Annotated in this window: 22 protein-coding genes; 16 read left to right on the forward strand and 6 right to left on the reverse strand. The window is 41.1% G+C overall.

Translation table 11 applies throughout. The features are described 5' to 3' along the window. The first annotated feature begins 86 nt into the window (after nucleotides 1–86). From HEQ19_02035 to psbM, 7 genes are all read left to right on the forward strand, one after another. Nucleotides 87–4,547, forward strand: coding sequence for a PAS domain S-box protein (locus HEQ19_02035; protein ID WYL98481.1), 4,461 nt, complete (start codon nucleotides 87–89; stop codon nucleotides 4,545–4,547). Next, the gene (locus HEQ19_02040; GenBank protein ID WYL98482.1) at nucleotides 4,544–5,734 is read left to right on the forward strand and encodes an EAL domain-containing response regulator; all 1,191 of its coding nucleotides are present in this window, start codon (nucleotides 4,544–4,546) and stop codon (nucleotides 5,732–5,734) included. The genes HEQ19_02035 and HEQ19_02040 overlap by 4 nt, the downstream gene beginning before the upstream one ends. Nucleotides 5,735–6,091: 357 nt before the next feature. Continuing rightward, complete coding sequence (locus tag HEQ19_02045) at nucleotides 6,092–8,398, forward strand: NACHT domain-containing NTPase (protein ID WYL98483.1); 2,307 nt, start codon at nucleotides 6,092–6,094, stop codon at nucleotides 8,396–8,398. A 406-nt stretch (nucleotides 8,399–8,804) separates the two neighbouring features. Continuing rightward, nucleotides 8,805–9,083, forward strand: a complete 279-nt coding sequence (locus tag HEQ19_02050) for a GlsB/YeaQ/YmgE family stress response membrane protein (GenBank protein WYL98484.1) — start codon at nucleotides 8,805–8,807, stop codon at nucleotides 9,081–9,083. 134 nt (nucleotides 9,084–9,217) lie between these two features. Further along, complete coding sequence (locus HEQ19_02055; protein WYL98485.1) at nucleotides 9,218–9,910, forward strand: manganese catalase family protein; 693 nt, start codon at nucleotides 9,218–9,220, stop codon at nucleotides 9,908–9,910. Nucleotides 9,911–10,228: 318 nt separating this feature from the next. After that, on the forward strand, nucleotides 10,229–10,525 hold the full coding sequence (locus tag HEQ19_02060) for a 2Fe-2S iron-sulfur cluster-binding protein (protein ID WYM03210.1): 297 nt from the start codon (nucleotides 10,229–10,231) through the stop codon (nucleotides 10,523–10,525). A gap of 121 nt (nucleotides 10,526–10,646) precedes the next feature. Beyond that, the gene (gene psbM, locus HEQ19_02065) at nucleotides 10,647–10,763 is read left to right on the forward strand and encodes a photosystem II reaction center protein PsbM (protein ID WYL98486.1); all 117 of its coding nucleotides are present in this window, start codon (nucleotides 10,647–10,649) and stop codon (nucleotides 10,761–10,763) included. Between the two features lie 223 nt (nucleotides 10,764–10,986). Here the strand turns inward: psbM and HEQ19_02070 are convergent, their stop codons facing one another. From HEQ19_02070 to HEQ19_30615, 3 genes are all read right to left on the reverse strand, one after another. Continuing rightward, nucleotides 10,987–11,838: a universal stress protein gene (locus HEQ19_02070; protein WYL98487.1), complete on the reverse strand. Its 852-nt coding sequence runs from the start codon at nucleotides 11,836–11,838 to the stop codon at nucleotides 10,987–10,989. Nucleotides 11,839–12,290: 452 nt separating this feature from the next. Continuing rightward, nucleotides 12,291–13,115: an ISL3 family transposase gene (locus tag HEQ19_02075; protein ID WYM03211.2), complete on the reverse strand. Its 825-nt coding sequence runs from the start codon at nucleotides 13,113–13,115 to the stop codon at nucleotides 12,291–12,293. Then, nucleotides 13,108–14,463 (reverse strand): hypothetical protein, encoded by a 1,356-nt coding sequence (locus HEQ19_30615; protein WZI67092.1) that lies wholly within the window; start codon nucleotides 14,461–14,463, stop codon nucleotides 13,108–13,110. Before HEQ19_30615 ends, HEQ19_02075 begins: the two co-directional genes overlap by 8 nt. A 325-nt stretch (nucleotides 14,464–14,788) precedes the next feature. On the opposite strand from HEQ19_30615, the gene cpeB reads away from it, so the two are divergent. The 8 genes from cpeB (at nucleotide 14,789) to HEQ19_02110 (ending at nucleotide 20,327) form a co-directional block, all read left to right on the forward strand. After that, nucleotides 14,789–15,343, forward strand: coding sequence for a C-phycoerythrin subunit beta (gene cpeB / locus HEQ19_02080; protein ID WYL98488.1), 555 nt, complete (start codon nucleotides 14,789–14,791; stop codon nucleotides 15,341–15,343). 68 nt (nucleotides 15,344–15,411) lie between these two features. Continuing rightward, nucleotides 15,412–15,906, forward strand: coding sequence for a C-phycoerythrin subunit alpha (gene cpeA, locus HEQ19_02085; GenBank protein ID WYL98489.1), 495 nt, complete (start codon nucleotides 15,412–15,414; stop codon nucleotides 15,904–15,906). 178 nt (nucleotides 15,907–16,084) lie between these two features. After that, a complete protein-coding gene (locus HEQ19_30620; protein ID WZI67093.1) occupies nucleotides 16,085–16,795 on the forward strand; it encodes a hypothetical protein in 711 nt (236 codons plus the stop codon). Nucleotides 16,796–16,870: 75 nt separating this feature from the next. Next, nucleotides 16,871–17,308: a zinc ribbon domain-containing protein gene (locus tag HEQ19_30625; GenBank protein WZI67228.1), complete on the forward strand. Its 438-nt coding sequence runs from the start codon at nucleotides 16,871–16,873 to the stop codon at nucleotides 17,306–17,308. Nucleotides 17,309–17,405: 97 nt separating this feature from the next. Continuing rightward, entirely contained in the window at nucleotides 17,406–18,701 is a 1,296-nt protein-coding gene (locus HEQ19_02095) for a HEAT repeat domain-containing protein (protein ID WYL98490.1), read from the forward strand. 51 nt (nucleotides 18,702–18,752) lie between these two features. Further along, nucleotides 18,753–19,367 (forward strand): HEAT repeat domain-containing protein, encoded by a 615-nt coding sequence (locus HEQ19_02100; GenBank protein WYL98491.1) that lies wholly within the window; start codon nucleotides 18,753–18,755, stop codon nucleotides 19,365–19,367. Nucleotides 19,368–19,635: 268 nt separating this feature from the next. Further along, nucleotides 19,636–19,875 carry a hypothetical protein gene (locus HEQ19_02105; GenBank protein ID WYL98492.1) on the forward strand — a complete coding sequence of 80 codons (240 nt, stop codon included), beginning with the start codon at nucleotides 19,636–19,638 and terminating at the stop codon, nucleotides 19,873–19,875. After that, nucleotides 19,872–20,327, forward strand: a complete 456-nt coding sequence (locus tag HEQ19_02110; GenBank protein ID WYL98493.1) for an HNH endonuclease — start codon at nucleotides 19,872–19,874, stop codon at nucleotides 20,325–20,327. Before HEQ19_02105 ends, HEQ19_02110 begins: the two co-directional genes overlap by 4 nt. 149 nt (nucleotides 20,328–20,476) lie before the next feature. Here the strand turns inward: HEQ19_02110 and HEQ19_02115 are convergent, their stop codons facing one another. The 3 genes from HEQ19_02115 to HEQ19_02125 all read right to left on the reverse strand — a co-directional run bounded on the left by HEQ19_02115 (nucleotide 20,477) and on the right by HEQ19_02125 (nucleotide 23,064). Then, entirely contained in the window at nucleotides 20,477–21,388 is a 912-nt protein-coding gene (locus HEQ19_02115) for a HEAT repeat domain-containing protein (GenBank protein WYL98494.1), read from the reverse strand. A 35-nt stretch (nucleotides 21,389–21,423) separates the two neighbouring features. After that, nucleotides 21,424–22,674, reverse strand: coding sequence for a transposase (locus HEQ19_02120; GenBank protein ID WYM03212.1), 1,251 nt, complete (start codon nucleotides 22,672–22,674; stop codon nucleotides 21,424–21,426). Between the two features lie 147 nt (nucleotides 22,675–22,821). Next, nucleotides 22,822–23,064, reverse strand: coding sequence for a hypothetical protein (locus tag HEQ19_02125; protein ID WYL98495.1), 243 nt, complete (start codon nucleotides 23,062–23,064; stop codon nucleotides 22,822–22,824). A gap of 267 nt (nucleotides 23,065–23,331) precedes the next feature. Here HEQ19_02125 and HEQ19_02130 point away from each other — a divergent pair, with 267 nt between their 5' ends. Next, entirely contained in the window at nucleotides 23,332–23,559 is a 228-nt protein-coding gene (locus HEQ19_02130) for a hypothetical protein (protein WYL98496.1), read from the forward strand. Nucleotides 23,560–23,799 lie beyond the last annotated feature (240 nt).

Consider the following 23,799-nt stretch of genomic DNA (forward strand, 5'->3'; position numbering starts at 1 on the left):
GTATTTTGGGAGGGATGTTTATTTGTATGTGCTTAACCCAACTTAAAACCTCTATTGGTTGCTCATAGCTCAACTGATTATCATCTATGCAGGCATTACCTCAGCTTTTCTGGCTAAGATGCTTAAGGTCAATCATTGATTTTTCGCCGTTGACGGTTACTCCTGAAACAATAGTGTCAGATGCGATCGCACTCATGGCGAATCTGGGCAAAAGTGCCTTGGTAGTTTCTGATGACCAGGTATTGGGCTGGTTGACAAACCAAGATGTTGTCAGGCTGGTAGCTAATCAGGTAGATTTCAGCATCGTGAAGATTTCTGAAGTTATGCATACCTCAAATATGACGCTGAAATTGGCGCAATTCACAGATATTTCGGCAATATTGTCGAGTTTGCGCCAGTGTGAGTTAGTTTTGTTACTAGTTGTAGATGAACAGGAGCAACTAATTGGTACTGTGACTCCTGAAAGTATTTGTCAATTACTAGCACAGCCAGCAGGGTTAACGATGGGTGAAGCAGGAATAGGTGAATCAGGTTTAGCGGTAGTGACTCTTGACAATGCCTTTTGTACGGGGGAAACTGCTGAAGATATTCAAGCGTGTCGGCAGAGTGAAGAGCGCTTTCGTACTATCCTCGAACAAGCAACAGATGCCTTATTGCGGGAGAATGAACGGCGATTCCGGGCTATTTTTAACGGCGCATACCAGTTGACAGGGCTACTAACACCAGAAGGAATTATACTAGAACTTAATCAGGCAGCAATAGACTTTTTGGGATTAAATCCACAAGCTTTAATTGGGTTGCCAATTTGGGAGACGCGATCCTGGAGTAGAACCGAAACCCAGACCCAATTACAACAAGCGATCGCCCTCGCTGCTAGGGGAGAATTTGTCCGTTACGAAATGGATGTGATCAGTGCTAATAGCACAGTGCGAACTATTGACTTTTCCCTAAAGCCGATTGCCAACGAAACTGGTAAAGTGGTGCTGATAATTGCCGAAGGACGGGACATCAGTGAACTTAAGCAAGCACAAGCAGCCTTGCAAGAAGCCAACATAGAACTAGAAAGGCGAGTAGCAGAGCGCACAGAGGCTTTAAAAGAAATTAATCGGCTATTAGTATTTGAAATTGGCGATCGCCAACTAGCACAGGAGCAGCTATACCAATCCCAGCAAATGTTACAGTTAATCATGGACAATATCCCCCAGAGTATTTTCTGGAAGGATCGCAATTCAGTCTACCTGGGTTGTAATCGCAACTTTGCGCGGGATGCTGGTTGGGAAAATCCTGAAGATATTGTGGGCAAAACTGACTACGATTTTGGCTTGACAAAAGAACAGTCAGATGTGTATCGGCAATATGATGTCAGGGTAATGCAGACCAATACACCTCGATATCACATTATAGAAACCAAACGACTGGCAGATGGCAAACAAATTTGGTTAGATGTGAACAAAATCCCCCTGCATGATGACCAAGACCAGGTAGTGGGTGTTTTGGGTACTTATGAAGATATCACCGAGCGCAAGCTTGCACTAAAGGAGCTAGAAAAAAGTGAAGAACGCTTTCGCTTCTTGGCGGAATCTATCCCCCAACAAGTATGGATTTCTAGTGCCGATGGCCATGTAGAGTACGTTAACCAACGCACACTAGATTACTTTGCCTGTACCTTGGAAGATATCCAGGACAGGCAATGGCAGCAATGGCTACATCCAGAAGATCAGGCGAAGAGCCAAGCATTATGGCAAACATCCCTGGCAACTGGTACACCTTTAGAAATAGAATATCGCTGTCTGAGAAGAACTGACAATACCTATCGCTGGCATCTGGTACGGGCATTACCCCTACAATATCACGAAGGTAATATTGTCAACTGGTTTGGCACAAACACCGACATTCACGACCGTGTGACAGCAGAAGTCGCCCTGCGAGAGAGTCAACAGTGGTATCAGAGCTTAACAGCCATCTCCCCTGTGGGGATTTTCCACACAGATGCAACCGGAAATTGTCTTTACGTCAATGGTCACTGGTGCGAAATTGCTGGGATGACTCCAGAAGAAGCGGCTGGTAGTGGTTGGCTCAGTGCGATTCATCCTGAAGACCGAGAACGGATTCAGCAACAGTGGTATGCAGCGACGGCAAAAAAGCTGCCATTCCGGGCTGAATATCGGTTTCAGCGTCCTGATGGGAGTGTTAGTTGGGTGATGGGTCAAGCAGTAGCAGAACTAGGAGACACAGGAGAAATCGTTGCTAACGTTGGCACGATCACCGATATTACAGACCGCAAACGCGCTGAAGAAGAACTCCGCCAAAATGAAGAATATTTCCGGTTATTGGTTGAAGGTGTCAAAGACTATGCCATTTATCTGCTCGACCCAGAGGGATTAGTCATGAGTTGGAACTCTGGGGCAGAATGTATTAGTGGGTACAAGTCAGGAGAAATTATCGGGGAGAATTTTTCTCGCTTTTTCTTACCAGAAGATATTGCTAACGCTATACCCAATCAACACCTAGAGATAGCCAAGGTCAATGGTCGGTATGAATGTGAGAACATTTTAGTCCGCAAAGATGGCTCACGGTTTTGGGCAGATTGTATTTTAACCGCATTACGGGATGATACAGGCAAGCTCCGGGGTTTCTCGAAAGTAACCCGCGATATTACCGAGCGGAAATTAGTCGAAGAGTCTTTGTTACGCCTGCGTAAAGCTATAGAAAGCACCAGCGATGCTGTGAGCATTGCTGACATTACAGGTCGGGTGATTTATGTCAATCCGGCATTTCATGAAGTATTTGATTACAGTTGTGAGCAAATGAATGCCTCTGGGGGTTCATCGGCTAATTTTAGACAACAAGAAGTATTTGCGACAGTATTTGAGACACTGCAAACAGGCGAGTCTTGGCGTGGTGAAGTGATGATGGCAACTCGTAGTGGTGGAATTGTACAAATTGAACTGCGTAGTGATGCCATAAAAGATGCCACAGGTAAGATAGTCTCCTTTGTGAGCATCTATACTGATATTACACAGCGCAAATTGATTGAGGAAGGTTTACGACTGCGCGATCGGGCGATCGCTGCTAGTAGTAATGGAATTGTGATTGCTGATGCTACAATGTCAGACGGACCAATTATCTATGTCAATCCTGCCTTTGAGCAGATGACTGGCTACTCGTCTACTGAGGTCATTGGGCAAAACTTTCGCCTGCTTCCTGGTGCTGATATTAATCAACTAGAGTTACAACAACTCAGTACTGCCATGCAACAAGGACAAGGCTGTACCCTAGTGTTTGAAAGCTACCGCAAAGATGGCACTCTATTTTGGAATGAGTTAAACATTTCCCCTGTTTATGACACCAATAATGGTGAACTCACTCACTACATCGGTATTCAAACCGATATAACTGAACGTAAGCAAGCAGAAACATCTCTACTGGTGAGTCAACAGCGTCTGCAATATTTGCTGACTTCTAGCCCCGCTGTGATCTATAGTTGTCAGGCAAGCGGCAATTTTGACGCTACCTTTATGAGTGCTAATGTCAAAAACATGCTGGGCTATGAAGGGGAATATTTGATCAACAATCCTGGCCTGTGGTTGACTATTATCCACCCAGAAGATCGACCCCAGGTGTTGAATAAAATGTCACATGGAGTTGAGCAAGGGGAATACAAGGTAGAATACCGCTGGTTGCACCCAGATAATAACTATCGTTGGATCTATGACAAAGGTAAAATGGTTCGCGATGAGGGTGGGAACCCCATCGAATTTGTCGGTTACTTATCAGATATCACAGATCGTAAGCAATTAGAACAAGAACTCAGAGTCACCCTAGATAAAGAAAAAGAACTTAACGAACTTAAATCCCGCTTTATCTCCATGACTTCCCACGAATTCCGCACCCCGTTGAGTACTATTCTGTCCTCCTCGGAGTTGCTGGAACACTACCGTCACAGATGGACTGAGGAAAAACAACTTACTCACCTACATCGGATTCAAATCGCCGTCAAGCGCATGACGGAAATGTTAAGTGATGTTTTGTTTATTGGCAAGGCTGAAGCTGGAAAATTGGAGTATACACCCACTAATTTTGATTTGATTGAATACTGTCGCCAAATGGTGGCAGAAATAGAGATGAATGTCTCGAATCAACACCAGATTAGTTTTACGAGCAATTTTTCGTCTATACCCTGCTTTATGGATGAAAAATTACTGGGACATATTTTGAGTAATTTGCTCTCAAATGCTGTCAAATACTCTCCATCTGATAGCCTAATAAATTTGACTCTGACTTGCGTCGATGAACGAGCAATATTTGAAATTCAAGACCAGGGAATTGGCATACCTCAAGAAGATCTACCGCGTCTGTTTGAGTCTTTTCATCGCGCCGGCAATGTTGGCAATATCATTGGGACTGGCTTAGGACTGGCAATTGTTAAAAAATGTCTAGAAGTACATCAAGGTACAATTGAGGTCAAGAGTACATTAGGTAAAAGTACAGTTTTTACAGTTACAATACCGTTAAATAATCAAATACCATCTGAGGGACAAAAATGACTAAAATTTTAGTAATTGAAGACGAAGAATTAGTTCGGGAAAACTTGTTGGATTTGCTGGAAGCTGAAAACTTTGAAACAATTTCTGCTCCTAATGGTAGAATTGGCTTAGATTTAGCTGTTAGCGAAATTCCCGATTTAATTCTGTGCGACATGATGATGCCAGAAATTGACGGTTATGGAGTGCTAACAGCATTACGTCAAGAACCATCAACAGCAGCCATTCCCTTTATTTTTCTGACGGCTAAATCCGCCAAAGCCGATTTTCGTCAAGGTATGGATATGGGGGCTGATGACTATTTGACTAAGCCTTTCACTCGCGCTGAACTATTAAGTGCGATTATGAATCGCTTGGAAAGACAGGCCGCCTTAAAAAAATATTTGAAGGCACCAAATGAACATAAGAGTCTATCCCCAAAATTGCAATTACTAAAAATTGATTTAGAAAGGGTAGTCCAAAAAAATAATTTTCAAGAATTTGAATTGTATTATCAACCAATCGTTGCTATTGAATCTGGGCAAATAATAGCGGCTGAAAGTTTATTGTGTTGGCAAAATCCTGAGTTGGGTCTGATTTCTCTGACAGAATTTATTTCCTTAGCTGAATCTACGGGTTTAATATTCAGCATTGGTAAATGGATTCTACAAAGTGTATCTGAACAAATGAGAAGTTGGCAGCGAAATTTAAAATCTTTTTCGCTGGTTATTTCTGTAAATGTTTCCGAGATGGAATTTAATCATCCCGATTTAGTTAAGGGAATAGGGGAGATTTTAGCCAGCAATAAATTGGAGCCAAAGTATCTACAAATTGAAATCAGTGAAAGCATTATTATGCAAGACATCAATAGTGCGATCGCCAAGTTGAATGAATTAAAATCCTTGGGGGTGAAAATCGCTATAGATGATTTTGGGATGGGAAATTCTTCTCTAATTTATTTGAAGAACTTACCCATTGATGCTATAAAAATCGGGCGATATTTTATCCACAATATTACCACCGACCCACAAAAATCTGCCAATACTCAAGCATTGATTCAAATGGCGCACAATTTAAATCTGCAGGTAGTAGCTGATGGTGTAGAAACAGAAGCAGAACTGTCTTTCCTGCACCAAAATAAATGTGATGCTATGCAAGGCTTGCTCTTAAGTCGTCCATTGTCACCAGGAGAATTGGAAAATTTCTTTTAATTAAGAAATGCTTACTTATGTAATAATCCTTACCTAGGATGACAGAAGTTGTAATAAAATAAAGATGATTCCAATACTTGACTGAGTAATTACGGGATAGCGAACTCAAAATCCCAGAGTAGCTATCAGTAGTATTGCCGAACCAGCCAATTAATAAAAGCTCTGGCATTACTGAAGAAAAGAGAACTTAACTTAGCAATGCCATAAGCTAGTTGGGTATGTAGATTTGGCTGACTTAAATACCATTATGAACAGGTGATGTATGATCTTGTGTTAGGTTTTGGGTAGAACTTTCAGTATATTCTGTATAAGTTGTATACAAAGGCATAAACATTTGATATTTTGGTAGTATAAGGAATGGCAAAACGCTCATTACAGGTATCATCCGAAGGGATTAGAAAAGCCAAACAGGCTTTTAAACGCAAAGGCTGGACACAAGAATATCTAGCTGCGGCTGTAGGTTTAGAAACTCGTCAGCCCATTTGGAAATTTTTTACCGGTAAGCCTATAGACCGTCACGCTTTCAATGAAATTTGCTTTATCCTAGAGCTAGACCCCACAGAAATCGCCGAAAAGTCGGGACTGGATGAATCACCTCCAGATACACCTGCTAATTCGGTTGTAGATATTGATACCCTAGTACAAAAGCTGCGGTCGGCTCACCATGAGAAGATTCAAGCCCAGTGCGGAACCTTGCACATTTTGGATGTGGCTCGGCCTATCGACTTAAATGACCTTTATGTCGATGTCAATATTCTCGAAGAAATGGCCAGCAAGAGATGGTTGGAACTAAACCATTTACAAAAGTTAAAACCTCATGAATTTGACAGATTTGGCTTAGGTAAAGTCCTTCAAGAACGGGTTTGGGGACTAGAAGCAGTTGGCAAACATTCTAAGCTAATGGTGCTGGGAAAACCAGGCTCTGGTAAAACGACATTTTTACAATCAATTGCGATTAGTTGTAATCTAGGAACTTTTAAACCAGATTGTGTGCCCATTTTCGTCAGCCTGAAAAACTTTGCTGAAGATATTAGAGGGCGCACGCAAATTAGTTTATTAAATTACCTGCATGAATATTTTAAGAGCTTTGGCATTTCTGAGCAAGAAATGACCACAGTTTTTTCTCAGGGTAAAGCTTTGATTCTCCTAGATGGTTTAGATGAGGTTGGGGGCGAAGATTCGGATGAAATTATCAAAAACATCCGATATTTTATTGATAATTATTACAGAAATAAGATAATTATTACCTGCCGCATTGCTGCTCAACATTACAAGTTTCAGGGTTTTACTGAAGTAGAAATTGCTGATTTAACCAAATTACAAATTGCGGCTTTTGCGAATAAATGGTTTTTGGCGGTAGCCAAAAATTCGCCAATTGCAGCACAAGCTTTGGCACATAAGTTTATGCAAAAGCTAGATCTGGCTGAGAATTTGCAAATTCTCGAGTTGGCAACTACACCGATTTTGCTTAATCTTACCTGTTTATTGTTTCAATTTGCAGAAGATTTTCCCACTCAACGCTCTGAACTCTATAAACAAGGATTAGAACTATTACTGGTGCGCTGGGATGAAGCCAGGGGGATTAAACGAGATCAAATTTATCGTGATTTGTCGTTACTGCATAAAATTAAGCTGCTGAGTTATGTAGCTGCGAGTACCTTTAGTCAAGGAAATTACTTGCTACCAGAAGCTAAAATGCGGCAACTAATTGGCGAATATTTACGCCATCTTCCCCAGGGTATCACTGATGCAGATGCATTGGAAATTGAGAGTGGGGCTGTGTTAAAAGCAATTGAAGCCCAACATGGGTTATTAATTGAAAGGGCACGCGGAATTTATTCTTTCTCTCATTTGACTTTTCATGAGTATTTCACAGCACGAGAAATTGTTGCTAATGCGAATACCCAAACACTGCAAGAATTCGTCACTCACTTAAATGAAAAGCGTTGGCGAGAAGTTTTTTTACTCAGCGCCGGAATGTTGCAACCTGGTGATGATTTATTCCTGTTAATGAAGGAGCAGATTGATACTTTAGCGGCTAAAAATGCCAAATTACAAGATTATCTGCGGTGGTTGTGGCAAAAATCTCTTGCAGTTAATACCTCCTATCACCCAGCTAGTGTGCGTGGGTTTTACTTCACTATTGGTCTTCCCTCAGAACATCCTTTAGCCCGCAACCAAAATTTGGCTATATCTTTAGATCATGGGTTAGCAGGTAATCTCGTTGTTGATTTAGGTTTGGATCTGGCTCTGACTCATGCTCTGGGAGTGAGTTTAGCCATGACTGCTGATATATTCTTCCACAGGTTCTCAGCTTTAAATTTAGCTCTTGAGGTGGAACATCTGGTTGAGGATAAACCATCTTTACAAACATCCCTACAAGACCTAAAAGACCAACTACCCTCGCCAAATCAAGGTAGAGAAGCATTAAAAATCTGGTGGCAAACGCATGGAGAAGCTTGGCAGGGGAAATTACGCACTATAATGATTAGCGATCGCCAAATTGGTCATCTTTGGGAGTTTAATCCAGAAGACTGGCACTATCTGCAGCAGTACTGGGATGCTCACCAATTACTGCTAGATTGCCTCAAGAGTGCTGCTAATGTCACTCCCCATGTGCGAAAGTCGATAGAGAATAGTTTGTTTTTAAGTAGTTCGCCGTAAATAAGGTTTGTCATTGGTCATTGCTCAAGATTTCAGGTATCTTTACCGTTTTCAAAGCTATTCTCAGTTAATTAGGACTTACGCAACTGTCATATTTTTTTCGCTCTGGTTGTCATCGCGCAGCGTGTCGCAGACAAGACCGGAGCGCTGGATAGCTCCGCTCTGGCGTCAAAAGTCAAGAGTCCAAAAACCCGGACTTTTGACACCTGACCCTTGACTCTTGAACTCCAAAACAGAAGATATAATGTGCGCGGAGAGTAGGTCTTGAGCTTATTAATTGAGAAAAATTTGATATAAAATTTTACCTCTATCTTTTGATTGTAACATTTCTCTCGTTTGGCAGAAATAATCATGAAGCCTGCTTGATAGATTCTATACAGATCCGAATCTGTTTTTTGAGGCAATTATGAATATTATTGCTTGGGTTATATTAGGGCTTTTGGCTGGTGCGATCGCCAAAGCTATTTATCCAGGTTATCAGGGTGGTGGTATACTCTCAACCATAATACTGGGTATTGTCGGTGCTTTTCTTGGTGGAACTTTATTTACATTAATCCGAACAGGAACCTTACAAATTACTGCTGCTGGTGCTGGTTTAAATATTCCTGGTCTAGTGGTTGCTATCATTGGTGCAGTGATTGCTATTTACCTATGGGGACTGTTAGCGCGCAGGAGTAATGCTTAGTTTCAGTTGTTAGCTAAAAAGCATGACATTCTCAACATATTGGGTCAGTCTACGATTCACCAGTCCTAAATAAAACTGGTGAATAAAAAGATATTTTCTGCAATTAATCTATCAACAACATCCTGGTAAATAGCATGTTTTTTCACAAAAAAGAACCAATTCATGTAGTCAAAATCGGTGAGCCTAACCCCCCGTTTGCCCAGTTACTTCTAGAGCAGTTTGGCGGCGCAACAGGAGAACTAACAGCGGCTTTACAATACTGGGTGCAATCTTTTCATGTCGAAAATTCTGGCATTAAAGACATGCTGCAAGATATTGCAATTGAGGAATTTGGACATTTAGAGATGGTGGGTAAGCTCATCGAAGCCCATACCAAAAATGTCGATCAAACAGCGGCTTATAAAAGTACTCTGTTTGCTATCCGAGGAGTAGGACCACACTTTTTAGATAGTCAAGGTAGTGCTTGGACTGCAAATTACTTGAATGAGGGTGGAGATGTAGTCCGTGATTTGAGAGCTAATATTGCATCTGAAGCTGGAGCGCGTCAAACTTATGAACAGTTAATTAAACTTGCAACTGACCAAGAAACTCAACAGACTTTGGTGCATCTTTTGACGCGAGAAATTTCTCACACTCAGATGTTTATGAAGGCTTTAGATTCACTGGGTAAGTTGACAGATCCCATGTTCGGTAATATTAAGCCAGACGAAACTGTGGCTCTTTACTACCACCTATCGACAAATGGAAATGGAAAGGATGAGCGTGGCCCTTGGAATTCTGAACCAACATTCAAATACATTGCTAACCCGCTAGAAAGTCGTGCTTAGGGACTGACCAAAAAGCGAGACGCAAGCCCCTGGCTTTAGACATGGGGATAAGTGTAGGGGCGCAAGGCCTTGCGCCCCCGATGCGTGGTCTACTTAGCCTCAGATGACGCACCCTCTTTACTGACAAATTACAGCAATTTTCAGCCCATAACCACAGATAATCGTAGGGGCGCAAGGCCTTGCGCCCCAGATGCGTGGTCTATTTACCCCAAGTTGCTCCCCTATCGCTAAAATATTTAATATTTTTTAATATTGTTGAATCATAAGTCAGTAAGATGAATGTATCAAGCCACGCATAAAGTCAACAAGGAATCAGGTATGGGTAATATCAACTTTGTTAAAGAAAATAAAGAAGTAATAGCAGCGGATGGTGCTAATCTCCGGCTCAAAGCGGTGCAAAATGGCATTGACATCTACACATTGTTTGCTAAAATGACTAACTGCGGCGGCTATGGTCAGTGTGGCACTTGCATTATCGAGATCGTCGAAGGCATAGAAAATCTTTCCCCGCGCACAGATGTAGAAAACCGAAAATTGCAGAAAAAACCCGAAAATTACCGCCTTGCCTGTCAAACCTTAGTCAATGGACCAGTGAGCGTGGTAACTAAACCTTAAGTTTTTGGGTTAGTCCTTGTTTGGTTAGCATTTGCACAAGCAGAAAATTTGGACTAACTCCGTCATCTATAGATGATATTCTAATGTTGTTGACTGGAAATTAAAAAGGGGCTGTCTTGCCATGCAAGTTAATGAGCTAGGGTTCGTTGCGAGCATTCTGTTCGTACTTGTTCCCTCTGTATTTTTAATCATTCTTTACATCCAAACTGCTAGCCGCGAAGGTGGAAAAGATAGTTAAGACTGCTTGTTTGTGGAAAATGAAAAACCCCTGCACGACAAGTGTAGGGGTTTTTGGTTATCAACCGCCGTTGTGGACTTGGCTCTAGACCCAAATTTGCGGTAAGTCCTATTCCAATACTGCTCGGTTAAGCCCAAAAACCTTAACCTGCGTAGGTTGGGTTGAGGAACGAAACCCAACATACAATTTTCCTTAACCGAGCAGTATTGAGTCCTATTCGACCTTAAGCTACTGTTCGTGCCAATAAAACAGGACAACTAGCATTGACTCGAACATAGTCAGATAAAGAAGCACCTACTAATCGGTCGATATCGACAAAACTCTTAGCTACCGATGGACGACGGTCAGGAGAGCCGAGCAACAATAAATCTACGTTCAACTTTTCTGCCAAACGACAAATTTCTTCACCAGGCTTACCACTGCTGCTGAAACAACGAGCGCGCACCCCGACTCTTTCAGCTTCTGCAAACGCCTCTCCCAAAACAGAATTTTTTTCTGGCGTGATTTCGGTTACTTCAGATGATTTGCCACGCAAATCTGTAGTAATATTAGTCAAAATTAATTGACTGCCCTCAATACCTCGCAGTAAGAACAAAGCCAATTTCAAGCAATTTTTTGCCGCATCAGAGTTATCTATTGCCACCATAATGCGGTTGATTCGTTTGACATAAATGTCATCTTTTACCAGCAACATGGGGCGAGAAGACAATTGGAAAACATACTGACTAATAGAGTTCCCTAAAATCGATTGTAGTCGCTTGAGTCCCCGTGAACCCATGATAATCAAGTCAGCATCAATTTCGTCCGCTACCTGACAAACCACATCTTTGGGATCGCCTTGCCGCAAAATTGAAGAAACCTGACTTGGATCTAAGCTTAAACCCTGAATAGCATTAGCCAGAATTTTGCCACCCTCTTCCCACTTTTCGGTCATCGCTGCAGCGGTAGATTGAGAAGGCACAACATGCAAAACTGTAACTTTGGCGTCTCGGATCGATGGCACTTCCTTCAAAAATTTGAGCATCTCTTCCGCATGGCCTAATCCAGAGACAGCCAGTAAAATTTTCTCGATCATCTTACCTCTTGTTGTTAAGGTTGCTTTGGTTTTTGCTCTTAGTGATTGGCTCAGTAGTGGATTTTCGCCACATTACTGAACAACCTAGTACGCCATTGTCTACAAACAAACTTTACTCATTAGTGATTAGTCACTAGCACTTAAGTTCATGAAAAACTAAAAAACACTCATGAATATTTAAGTTTGTTTGCGCTTAGTTACTTATAGTTTTCAACTAGGCTCCGATGATTAAGCATACTCTCAATATTGCCAGATCAACTACATAAATTATGATGTTTTTTATTTTTTTTAATCTATGTTTACTTTTGTTCATTAAAACAGCATTAAGTCTTGCAAATAAGGGCTATAAAAACCTAAATTATAGCAGCTTTAAGAAAATATTCCCGAATTTTGATAAATTTCTTCCGAAACTTTTTTCTATTCTCTAGATTGAATCTATGGCTCTTGCGTACTTAGCGTGCTAAATTGATAGGATAATGCCAAGAAAGTAAAGCTCTAATCTCAAAATTACGAAAGTTTCTAAATCCAAATCCACTTCGCTTTATTAACTTCAGTTTATTATTTATTCCTTCTACTACTCCACTGGTAGTCCTTCGTTCAAAATATCCGACTATTTCTCCAAACCACCGTTTAATTGTCTGCACACTTCTTTGATAATATGGTTCAGCTTTTTTTAACCAATTGATTAATTCTAGCGTTCCCGTTACCACATTTTTATTGTCTTCAAATAAATTGTGAAAATCTTCTTTTAATGAATGCATTCTAGCTATTAAAGGAGAAGCTTGTTTAATTCTATTTAATTTATCTTTTTGCTTTTCGGTGAGCTTATTCTCGGCTTTTAGAATTGTAAATTTATTTCCTTTTAAACTTTCAAATACTTTTTTTCTTTCCGGGGCATTTAACTCAGATGCTATTTTATTTTCTGCTATCCCAGCTCGATTTAATTCTTCATGTACTAATTTAGTAACATGGAACCTATCTACCGTTACAAGGGCGTTTGGACAAATCTTCTCAATTAAAGATTTATAATTGCCTGTCATATCAATACTTACTTCTTCTATTTGTGACAAAACTTTTTCTCCCCACATTCTCATGGTTTTTTTGATTTCAATTTGTTTTCTTTCTTTTACTAAACCTATCAATTTACCTGAATCTATATCTACTAGCACGACAATAAATTTTCCTTGTCCTTTGACCAAACTAATTTCATCTATTCCTAATCTTCTTAAATCTTTGACATCTATTGGCATCACATTTTTAGCTACATCTTCAAGCATTGATATGAGTAATGAGTAATGAGTAATGAGTAATGAGTAATGAGTAATGAGTAATGAGTAATGAGTAATGAGTAATGAGTAATGAGTAATGAGTAATGAGTAATGAGTAATGAGTAATGAGTAATGAGTAATGAGTAATGAGTAATGAGTAATGAGTAATGAGTAATGAGTAATGAGTAATGAGTAATGAGTAATGAGTAATGAGTAATGAGTAATGAGTAATGAGTAATGAGTAATGAGTAATGAGTAATGAGTAATGAGTAATGAGTAATGAGTAATGAGTAATGAGTAATGAGTAATGAGTAATGAGTAATGAGTAATGAGTAATGAGTAATGAGTAATGAGTAATGAGTAATGAGTAATGAGTAATGAGTAATGAGTAATGAGTAATGAGTAATGAGTAATGAGTAATGAGTAATGAGTAATGAGTAATGAGTAATGAGTAATGAGTAATGAGTAATGAGTAATGAGTAATGAGTAATGAGTAATGAGTAATGAGTAATGAGTAATGAGTAATGAGTAATGAGTAATGAGTAATGAGTAATGAGTAATGAGTAATGAGTAATGAGTAATCAGTAATGAGTAATGAGTAATGAGTAATGAGTAATGAGTAATGAGTAATGAGTAATGAGTAATGAGTAATGAGTAATGAGTAATGAGTAATGAGTAATGAGTAATGAGTAATGAGTAATGAGTAATGAGTAATGAGTAATGAGTAATGAGTAATGAGTAATGAGTAATGAGTAATGAGTAATGAGTAATGAGTAATGAGTAATGAGTAATGAGTAATGAGTAATGAGTAATGAGTAATGAGTAATGAGTAATGAGTAATGAGTAATGAGTAATGAGTAATGAGTAATGAGTAATGAGTAATGAGTAATGAGTAATGAGTAATGAGTAATGAGTAATCAGTAATGAGTAATGAGTAATGAGTAATGAGTAATGAGTAATCAGTAATGAGTAATGAGTAATGAGTAATGAGTAATGAGTAATGAGTAATGAGTAATGAGTAATCAGTAATGAGTAATGAGTAATGAGTAATCAGTAATGAGTAATGAGTAATGAGTAATGAGTAATGAGTAATGAGTAATGAGTAATGAGTAATGAGTAATGAGTAATGAGTAATGAGTAATGAGTAATGAGTAATGAGTAATGAGTAATGAGTAATGAGTAATGAGTAATGAGTAATGAGTAATGAGTAATGAGTAATGAGTAATGAGTAATGAGTAATGAGTAATGAGTAATGAGTAATGAGTAATGAGTAATGAGTAATGAGTAATGAGTAATGAGTAATGAGTAATGAGTAATGAGTAATGACCAATGACCAATGACAAATGACAAATGACAAATGACAATCTGCTTTAAGGGTAGAGTAGGGCAGAAAGAAAAACTAAACGCCGTTCCTGGATGGCAAGAACGGCTAAGAGAATATGTTGATGAACTGATTCAAGATATGGACAATCATTAAGCTTTGTCTATATCTGGGTATAAATTAAGTTACAGTTTCTACCCCCAGTCAGAGTAATTCTGACTGGGGATTGTTTGTTAAGGATTATTACTTAGTTTCTCATAACTGAGACTGAGATAGGTTTCATCTTTTATGTTCTATATTGTCTTGTTCACCGAACAGGGAATCAAGTTTCAACAGAAAACCAATTTTTAAGGAGAGCGAAATGCTTGACGCTTTTTCAAGAGCTGTAGTTTCAGCAGATGCCAGCACTTCTACCGTATCTGATATTGCTGCTCTTAGAGCCTTCGTGGCTAGTGGTAACAGACGTTTGGATGCTGTAAATGCGATCGCTAGCAACGCTAGCTGCATGGTTTCTGATGCTGTGGCTGGAATGATCTGCGAAAACCAAGGTTTGATCCAAGCTGGTGGTAACTGCTATCCCAACCGTCGCATGGCTGCTTGTCTGCGCGATGCTGAAATCATCTTACGCTATGTAACCTACGCTCTATTAGCTGGTGACGCTTCAGTTCTAGATGATCGTTGCTTGAACGGTTTGAAAGAAACCTATGCTGCTCTAGGCGTACCCACCACCTCCACAGTGCGTGCAGTTCAAATCATGAAGGCTCAAGCAGCTGCTCACATTCAAGACACTCCCAGTGAAAAGTTTGCTGGTTCCAAATTGCGTAAGATGGGTTCCATCGTCACAGAAGATCGTTGCGCTAGCTTGGTTGCTGAAGCTTCCAGCTACTTTGATCGCGTAATTTCTGCTCTGAGCTAATCGCAATTAACTCAACAGATCAACATCTAACACAGTTAACATTAACAGCCTTTTGGGAGATTTAAGAAATGAAATCCGTTGTTACCACAGTTATTGCATCTGCTGATGCTGCAGGTCGTTTCCCCAGCACCTCTGATTTAGAATCAGTACAAGGTTCTATCCAACGTGCATCTGCTCGTTTAGAAGCAGCTGAAAAGCTAGCTAACAACATCGACGCAGTTGCAAAAGAAGCCTACGACGCTTGTATCAAGAAGTATCCTTACTTGAACAATGCTGGTGAAGCTAATTCCACCGATACCTTCAAGGCTAAGTGCGCTCGTGACATCAAGCACTATCTGCGCCTCATTCAGTACAGCTTGGTAGTTGGCGGTACTGGTCCATTGGATGAGTGGGGTATTGCTGGTCAACGTGAAGTTTATCGCGCTTTGGGCTTGCCCACCGCTCCCTACGTTGAAGCATTAAGCTTTGCTCGTAACCGTGGTTGCGCTCCTCGCGATCTGTCTGCTCAAGCATTGACTGAGTACAATGCTTTACTGGACTACGCTATTAACTCTCTGTCCTAGTTCACTTGTCAAACTAGTCATTTGGTGGCAAGGGTACATTGTCACCGAATTTTAGATTTTAGATTTTAGATTTTAGATTTTAAATTTTGGATTGAAGATTCAAAATTTAAAATCTAAACTGGTCTGAAGCCCCCGAATTTATTCGGGGAATAAATCTAAATTTGAGAGGTCGAGTCAAATGCAATTAGTTGAGAAACACGTAATCAACCGACAGCATAAGTTTTGGAAAGAATGTGATTATTTAGCTTTGCAATCCAAGCATCTTTACAATGCTGTTAACTATGTTCAGCGTCAATATTTTTTTGAGACCAAGAAGTATTACAACTCAATTGACATCTATCATCAAACCAAGAATCTAGAAGCATATCGCTATTTACCAACCAAAGTTAGTAAACAGATTGTGCGTAGAGTCTCAGAAACTTGGAAAGGATGGTTAGCAGCATTAAAAGATTGGTCTAAACATCCCGAAAAGTATCTTGGGAAACCGAAAATACCAGGATACAAACATAAAGAACGCGGTCGAAATGTTGTCATTTATCCGCTAGATGCAATATCAAAACCAGCGTTAACCAAAGGTATTGTTAAACTATCTCAGACCAATATACAGATTGACACAAAAGCTAAAAACATAGACCAAGTGAGGATTGTTACCAAGTTAAATCATTACGTTATTGAAATAGTTTACACGGTTGATGAGCCGAGAAAAGCTACAGGTAAATATTCAGCAGGTGTAGACCTTGGCTTAAACAATTTGATGGCTATAACATCCAATCATCCCGGCATTAGACCGCTTTTGATTAATGGTAGACCGTTAAAAAGTATTAACCAATTTTTCAATAAACGATTAGCAAAAGCACAATCAATAGAAGTTGGGAAACAGGTTAAATAACTCAACAGTAAACGTGATAGACGGATTGATAATTACCTCCATACAGTTAGCCGTAGAGTAATTGATTGGTGTCAAATCAACGGGATTTGTCAGTTGATTATCGGTAATAACTCAGGATGGAAGCAAGATATTAATATTGGTCAAAAGAACAATCAAGAATTTACCAAAATCCCTCATGCTAAGTTAATTAATCCGTTGACCTATAAAGCGCAATTAGCAGGTGTTGATGTTGTTTTAACTGAAGAAAGTTACACTTCAAAAGCTAGCGCTTTAGATGGTGACAAGTTACCTGTTTATCATGCTAAATCGGAATTAAAACCTGTATTTAGTGGCAAGCGTATTCAACGAGGTTTATACAAAACTTCCACAGGTAAAACAATTAATGCCGATACCAATGGAAGCTTAAATATAGCTAGGAAAGTAATCCCAAACTTTATGGATGGGATAGAGGCATTGCCGTTTGTGCCTGTAGTTTTAGGACTTTGGACTAAGATTACAAACGTAGTTGTCTAGATTTGGCTATCCTTGGGTAGCTTTGTACAGATTCCTATGAGCGGTTTGTTTTGTTTGAATAAGATTCAACAAGCTGACAGGTGATATATCTATATATATGGATAAACGCTTTTTTAATTTATTTAATCTCACAGAAGACCACGCGATCGCTCTTTTGGATACTCCCCAAGACCAATTGAGTGAGAATGATTCACGCTATATTGCAGCTTCTCATTTAGTTAACTTCCCCACAGAGCAATCAATCAACGCCCTGATGCGGGCTGTGCAGCAAACTGACCCCAGCTTAGATAACCGCATCGTCCGTCGGAAGTCGGTAGAGACTTTGGGGCGACTCCAAGCCGGGGTAGCTATGCCCGTAATTCGCGCATGTCTAAGTGATGAAGACTGCTATACAGTAGAAAATGCCGTTTGGGCAATTGGTGAAATTGGGACTCAGGACGCCGAGATACTAGAAGATGTGGCTCAGTTGTTGGACAAGCCAGGGCAAACCTATCGAGTGATTATCCATACATTAACAAAGTTTAATTATCAACCTGCCCTAGAACGAATTCGTAAATTTGTCGATGATGCTGACCCACCTACAGCCAGTGCTGCAATGGCGGCTGTTTGCCGTTTAACTGGGGACTATTCCCAGATGGGGAAGGTGGTGGCGATGTTACAACACCCGAATGTTTTAGGGCGGCGTTTGTCCATCCAAGATTTGATGGATGCGCGTTACTACGACGCAATTCCCCATATTGCCAGCTGTCCTGTATCCCTGATTTTTCGGCTGCGAGGAATTCGGACATTAGCCGAAGCCGGAATCTCTGCTGGAGCAATTACTTTTGCCACAATTCAACCCTATTTAGAGCAGACATTATACGACCATCCCCAGGATTTGAATTTAGTGCATAGTTACGATCGCCTCCCCACTCTGGCAGTTTTGATCCGGGGGTTGTACGAAACCGACTTTGGGCGGTGCTATTTAGCAACTAAAACCATTCTTGACCATTACGCCGATGCTTCTCCTGAGGCGTTGTTTGCCACCTACGTCGAAGAAGCCAATAATGATTATGGTGCCCACTTCCATGTGATGAAGCTCTTCGGTTGGTTGAAACATAGCCCAGCCTACGATTTACTAGTTGAAGGATTACATAACAAACAACCACAGTTTCAAAAATCTCGAGCAGCAGCAGCGATCGCTCTCGGTGAACTCGCTGATCCACAGGCTATTCCTGAACTAAAAACCTGTCTAGAAACCAAAATTTGGGATCTGAAGTATGCGGCGTTGATGGCACTGGAAAAACTAGGTGATACCAGTGGTTATGAACAAATTGGTGATGATGATGATTGGCTGATTCGCGAAAAAGCCAAGTCACAGAAACAGTACCGAGTTCTCAGTGCTGAGTGTTGAGTTAACAAATTTTTTGCACATTAATTGCACATTTTTGCTCAAAGCCCTATTATGTCTACAGAAGAACTATTCCAACAACTGAAACACCCCAACCCCCACCTCCGCGATCAAGCAATGTGGGCATTAGCTGAGAATCCCGATGAGACAACTATTCCCCGGTTGATGGGTATTTTGGATGAAGAAGATACCACCTATCGGCGAGCTGCTGTCAAAGCTTTAGGCGCAATCGGACCTGATGCAGTGACTCCTCTAGTTAAAGCCTTGCTCAATAGTGATAATGTCACCGTGCGGGGAAGTGCTGCTAAAGCACTCGCGCAAGTCGCCATTAATCATCCTGATGTTCCCTTTGCAGATGAAGGTGTGCAGGGTTTAAAGACTGCTCTTAATGACCCCAATCCCGTGGTAAATATTGCCGCTGTCATGGCCCTGGGTGAAATTGGTTCTCCCGTAGTGGATGTTTTGATTGAAGCATTGCAAACTACAGATAACCCGGCACTGGGAATCTCTATAGTGAATGCCCTTGGCTCGATTGGCGATAGCCGAGGTGTGGAGGTTTTACAATCCCTAATTCAGGATGAATCAACTGATTCCTATGTGCGCGAGTCCGCTAATAGTGCATTATCTCGCCTAGAGATGACGATGAAGTTTCAACGGGGGGAAAAATAATCCTCATGTGGTTTTTGAAATGTAACAATAACAATAAACCACAACAAATTCCCTTGACCAAGCCAATTTTAGATTTTAGATTTTAGATTGTTTCGGTACAAGCCCCGCTCCTTGTGGGCGGAACAAATCCAAAATCCAAAATCCTCAAGCAAGGTACCCTTGTGGTCGGGGTCAATCCAAAATCCAAAATCCAAAATCCAAAATCGGTTGACCTAAAAGTATTCATTGCTAGAATGCGAGCATACATCAAACTCCATCTATTACCACCATGATTACTCAAACAATGGTTCAACCCTCATCCTGGGTAGAATCTGGAATCCAAATTAGCAAAGTGAGAGATTTATCTTTATTCAAATTTACCCCAGAACTGCAATCGCGGCTTGATCAACTCAATGAGAAGAAAAAAACTGATATGCTGACACCACAAGAAGAAGCTGAACTAACAGGAATATTAGAACTTGATCGCATTTTTACCTTGCTCAATGCTAAAGTCATTGCCGAATCATGACAGTTAATGATGCAACGAGAAAAGTAGTCAGGAAAAGGGCAAAATACCTGTGTGAATACTGTCATGCTTTGGAAGAAGCAAGTGCTGCTTTATTTGCGATCGACCATATAATTCCCCAGTCTTTTCCTAACTCGTCGGATGAGCCTGATAATTTAGCATTGGCATGTCAGCGTTGTAATGGCTATCGCTACAACTTTACAACCGGCATTGACCAGGAAACTGGGAAAAATATTCCTCTTTTTAATCCTCGTAAGCAAAAATGGTCTGACCATTTTATTTGGTCGGCGGATGGTTTGACGATTATTGGTATTACGGAAACAGGACGAGCTACTTGTAATCGTTTAGATTTGAATGATGAGCGTCATAACGAGGGTTCTATTGTCAAAGCGCGACGACTTTGGGTAAAAGGTGGTTGGCATCCACCAGAAGATGACCCACGACTGGAAAGTTAGCTCTCAAGCTATTTGCAGTCGCATTGGTCAGAGGACTGTCGTCAACTTACCCGCAATTCATCTCAACACTGACCTGGGTACAGGTACAGTGAGAGCCTTCTTGCTGTTAAAGGTAAAGCAAAGGTTGCTAGTAGCCGCTGACCAGAATATTACCAACCATCGCCTTGTGATTGGCGTTCAATTTGCGCGATCGCTAATTTCGCCAAAACCCGCACCACCTCCTGTTCATCATGGAGTAGCGCCTGTAATGGTTCATGAGCAGTGCGATCGCCAATTTTACCCAGAGAATTGATTGCTGCCTTCCTCACGTCTAAATCGGTATCGTGAATTGCCATAATTAAATGGGGGACAGAGGGAGCATAATTCACTTGTCCCAAGGCTGCGGCTGCTTCGGTGCGGATGAGTGCTTCTGGATCACTCAGAGCAGAAACTAGCAGGTTGCAAGACTTTTCATCTGACTGCTCTTGTGCTACATGACCAAGGGCCCCGATAACAGCACATCGCACATCCAAAGAGGCGGCGTTCAACGCTTTATATAGATAGTCTGCTGCTTCCGAGCCAATAAACGCCAACGCCCAGGCGGCATGACCTTTAATATCCTGTGGATGCTCCTCTGATGCTAAAATTTCCAACAATGCTGGTACAGATGCTTCGCCAGTTCTAGCCAAAGCCCCGGCGGCTGAACTTCTGACTACCGTATCTTCATCATTGAGAAAAGCATGAAGCAAGTCTGGCACAGCACGGGGGTCAGATATGATAGTGAGTGTTTTGGCAGCAGCCCGTCGCACAACTACATTAGAATGATTTGCCAGTGCTTCTATGAGAAATGGCGTTGCTGGTTCACCAATTTCACCCAAGGTTTCAGCAAACCGCAGGCGCACCAATCCCCGTGGATCTCCTAAACCCTCCACGAGTTGTTTAAGAACTGTTTCATCTTTAGAATCGAAGGTTTCTAATGTAATTTGCTCGTTTACCCTCTGAACCAGAGCATCATTTTCAGCTTGCACTCGCAGTATAGGATCATCCACCCCTGGAGTTTCAAAGTTGAGCGATTGACTCATTACAAATTCCCTATCGTTAATTGACACTCCCCGCCCTATAAGGGCGGGGATTCTACATTCACAGACTCGCCGTTAGACAGCAGGCTTGCACCAACCGCCCAAGAGGGCAAATCTCCTGTAGCGTAAGTTCCGGTGTGCCCCGCCGTACTGAGTCCTAATCTCAAAATGTTGCTCGCTGCATTGATATCCCTGTCTTCTGAAAATCCACAATGAGGACAAACATGAGTCCTGGTAGACAGAGATTTTTTCACTTTCTGACCACAGTTAGAGCAATTTTGGCTCGTGTTATGAGGAGGAACTGCAATAGTTACTTTCCCATATTTATGCCCAAAATACTCTAGCCATTGCCTAAAGGTGTACCAACCAGCATCAGATATCGACTTAGCTAGATGTCGATTACGTACCAGCCCTTTCACATTTAAATCTAGCCTTCGGCAACGGCTTCGCCGAACATAGGCTACCAAATCATTAGATTGGATGACGGAGTACGCCAATCTCTTGCAGTACTCTTTTCGTTGTCTACTTACTTTTAAATGTTTCCGAGCATATCGATTTCTGGCTTTGTGGTAATTGTTTGATTGTCGTTGTTTGGCTTTTTTTCTGTCTTTGCTAAACTTCTTAGACTTTTTGCGATTAGCTCGGTTTAACTGTTTTTCCGACTTACGGTAGAACTGGGGTGAAGACTCTACATTGCCTTTATTGTCAGCTATGAAATACTTCAATCCCAAATCAATACCGACAATCTGATTAGTAGGTTGACTTTCTACCTTGACATCAACGTCTATTGCAAACTGCGCGTAATACCCATCAGCACGACGCACCAGGCGCACTCGCTTAATCTGTTTAATGTCATAGTAGTTAAGGTCATAGGTTCCCTTTAATTTCAGGGTTCCAATACCTTTCTTGTCTGAAAAAGTGATAGCCTTCCTAGTTTCAGAAAGCTTCCATCCAGATGACTTGTATTCAACTGAACGGCAGTTTTTCTTGAATTTTGGAAAACCTTTCTTGCCCTTAATCTTCTTCTTGCAGTTATCGTAAAACCGAGCTATTGCGCTCCAAGAACGTTCCGCAGCAGATTGTCTAGCCATTGAATTGAGTTCATCGGCAAAAGGAAATTCAGATGCTAATACAGCACAGTGTTTATTGAGGTCATACCTGCCAACGCCTTTGTTATCCATCCAATAGCGCAAGCATTTGTTTTGGATAAATTGAGATGTGAGGATAGCCTCATCAATAGCTTGATATTGCTTGTCTTTTCCCTTGACCTTGAACTCGTAGACGATCATGGCATCGACCAATTAACCACATAGTTATGTTAACATGAATCACATAAATGCATCAAGAAATAGAAAACATTTCTGAGGCGTAAACACCTCAATCCGTTTTCATCCCTTGCCTAAAGGCTAAGGGTTTTCAACGAGTGTTCTTATAATCTAGTTACCAGATGTCAGAACAGACTGCTGCTGGCGTAGTGACTCAAGAGTTGCGTCAATCTGGGTAAGTTGAGGTTGCAGGCTAGCAAGTGCTTGTGCCTTCATGACTTTAGCTTTTTGCGCCATTGATAGGGTGTCGTTAACCAGGCGTTCCCGATATTCTTCCAATTCTGCGATCGCTGCTGTCATTTCTTCAGCAAGGCTAGCTTGAGCGTTTGAAGTGATTTCTGTAGTATCAGTCATATCCGTTTTGGTTTCTAAAAGTAGATTTAAAATGCCTATGTTCGATTTTCTCAGATTCAGTTACCAACGCACAAAGCTTTTCGATTGTCCTGATTCTATTTTTTGCTTCATCTAATTTTTGATGTCAGCTTTCACTCTAGGCATCTGCCTGCCCTTCAACTATAATAAACGAGCAAAGTGACGGAAATAGAAACGTCGCTCGCGCCCAGAGGGCATGACGTGCGCTCCGACGCCTGAAAAGTACGCTAAATATCGGATACCTCTAATGTGGGTGCAAGTCCCACCTTTGCTCTTTACAAGGTAAATTATTTGCTGGATTTTACCAACTCCCGAAATAACAACCGCGCCGCGTGGTCTGCCACTTTCATCCTCACCAGTTTAACTGGACACCCGGCTGCTTTTTCGCGATCTATAGCAGGGAACTGGGGACTGGGGACTGGGGACTGGGTTACAAGTCTGATTGTGTCTAGGTTTTATCATCAGTTAATGTCCTAAGCACTTTGGCGGTTGCTATAAAATCTCCCCCAACTGCTTACCGATATGATTATTAAGTCGCGTACGCTTAGGCTCAATTCTCGTAAAAACCCATTGCCAAAAAGCCTTGCGACAAAGGTCACTCCCCCCAATCACCTTCAGTAAACCAAAAAGTTTTTCTCAAGGGCGATGTCTGCGGCGGGCTGCGCCTACGCAAATAAATGCATACGTAATAATCGCAACGTTATTGGGATACTAACG

This window comes from Gloeotrichia echinulata CP02 (genome assembly GCA_038087035.1).
Lineage (GTDB): Bacteria > Cyanobacteriota > Cyanobacteriia > Cyanobacteriales > Nostocaceae > Gloeotrichia > Gloeotrichia echinulata.

Coding starts and splice junctions, on each gene's coding strand:
- HEQ19_02035 (WYL98481.1), top strand. CDS start 87: ATGCAGGCATTACCTCAGCTTTTCTGGCTAAGATGCTTAAGGTCAATC.
- HEQ19_02040 (WYL98482.1), top strand. CDS start 4,544: ATGACTAAAATTTTAGTAATTGAAGACGAAGAATTAGTTCGGGAAAAC.
- HEQ19_02045 (WYL98483.1), top strand. CDS start 6,092: ATGGCAAAACGCTCATTACAGGTATCATCCGAAGGGATTAGAAAAGCC.
- HEQ19_02050 (WYL98484.1), top strand. CDS start 8,805: ATGAATATTATTGCTTGGGTTATATTAGGGCTTTTGGCTGGTGCGATC.
- HEQ19_02055 (WYL98485.1), top strand. CDS start 9,218: ATGTTTTTTCACAAAAAAGAACCAATTCATGTAGTCAAAATCGGTGAG.
- HEQ19_02060 (WYM03210.1), top strand. CDS start 10,229: ATGGGTAATATCAACTTTGTTAAAGAAAATAAAGAAGTAATAGCAGCG.
- psbM (WYL98486.1), top strand. CDS start 10,647: ATGCAAGTTAATGAGCTAGGGTTCGTTGCGAGCATTCTGTTCGTACTT.
- HEQ19_02070 (WYL98487.1), bottom strand. CDS start 11,838: ATGATCGAGAAAATTTTACTGGCTGTCTCTGGATTAGGCCATGCGGAA.
- HEQ19_02075 (WYM03211.2), bottom strand. CDS start 13,115: ATGCTTGAAGATGTAGCTAAAAATGTGATGCCAATAGATGTCAAAGAT.
- cpeB (WYL98488.1), top strand. CDS start 14,789: ATGCTTGACGCTTTTTCAAGAGCTGTAGTTTCAGCAGATGCCAGCACT.
- cpeA (WYL98489.1), top strand. CDS start 15,412: ATGAAATCCGTTGTTACCACAGTTATTGCATCTGCTGATGCTGCAGGT.
- HEQ19_30620 (WZI67093.1), top strand. CDS start 16,085: ATGCAATTAGTTGAGAAACACGTAATCAACCGACAGCATAAGTTTTGG.
- HEQ19_02095 (WYL98490.1), top strand. CDS start 17,406: ATGGATAAACGCTTTTTTAATTTATTTAATCTCACAGAAGACCACGCG.
- HEQ19_02100 (WYL98491.1), top strand. CDS start 18,753: ATGTCTACAGAAGAACTATTCCAACAACTGAAACACCCCAACCCCCAC.
- HEQ19_02105 (WYL98492.1), top strand. CDS start 19,636: ATGATTACTCAAACAATGGTTCAACCCTCATCCTGGGTAGAATCTGGA.
- HEQ19_02110 (WYL98493.1), top strand. CDS start 19,872: ATGACAGTTAATGATGCAACGAGAAAAGTAGTCAGGAAAAGGGCAAAA.
- HEQ19_02115 (WYL98494.1), bottom strand. CDS start 21,388: ATGAGTCAATCGCTCAACTTTGAAACTCCAGGGGTGGATGATCCTATA.
- HEQ19_02120 (WYM03212.1), bottom strand. CDS start 22,674: ATGATCGTCTACGAGTTCAAGGTCAAGGGAAAAGACAAGCAATATCAA.
- HEQ19_02125 (WYL98495.1), bottom strand. CDS start 23,064: ATGACTGATACTACAGAAATCACTTCAAACGCTCAAGCTAGCCTTGCT.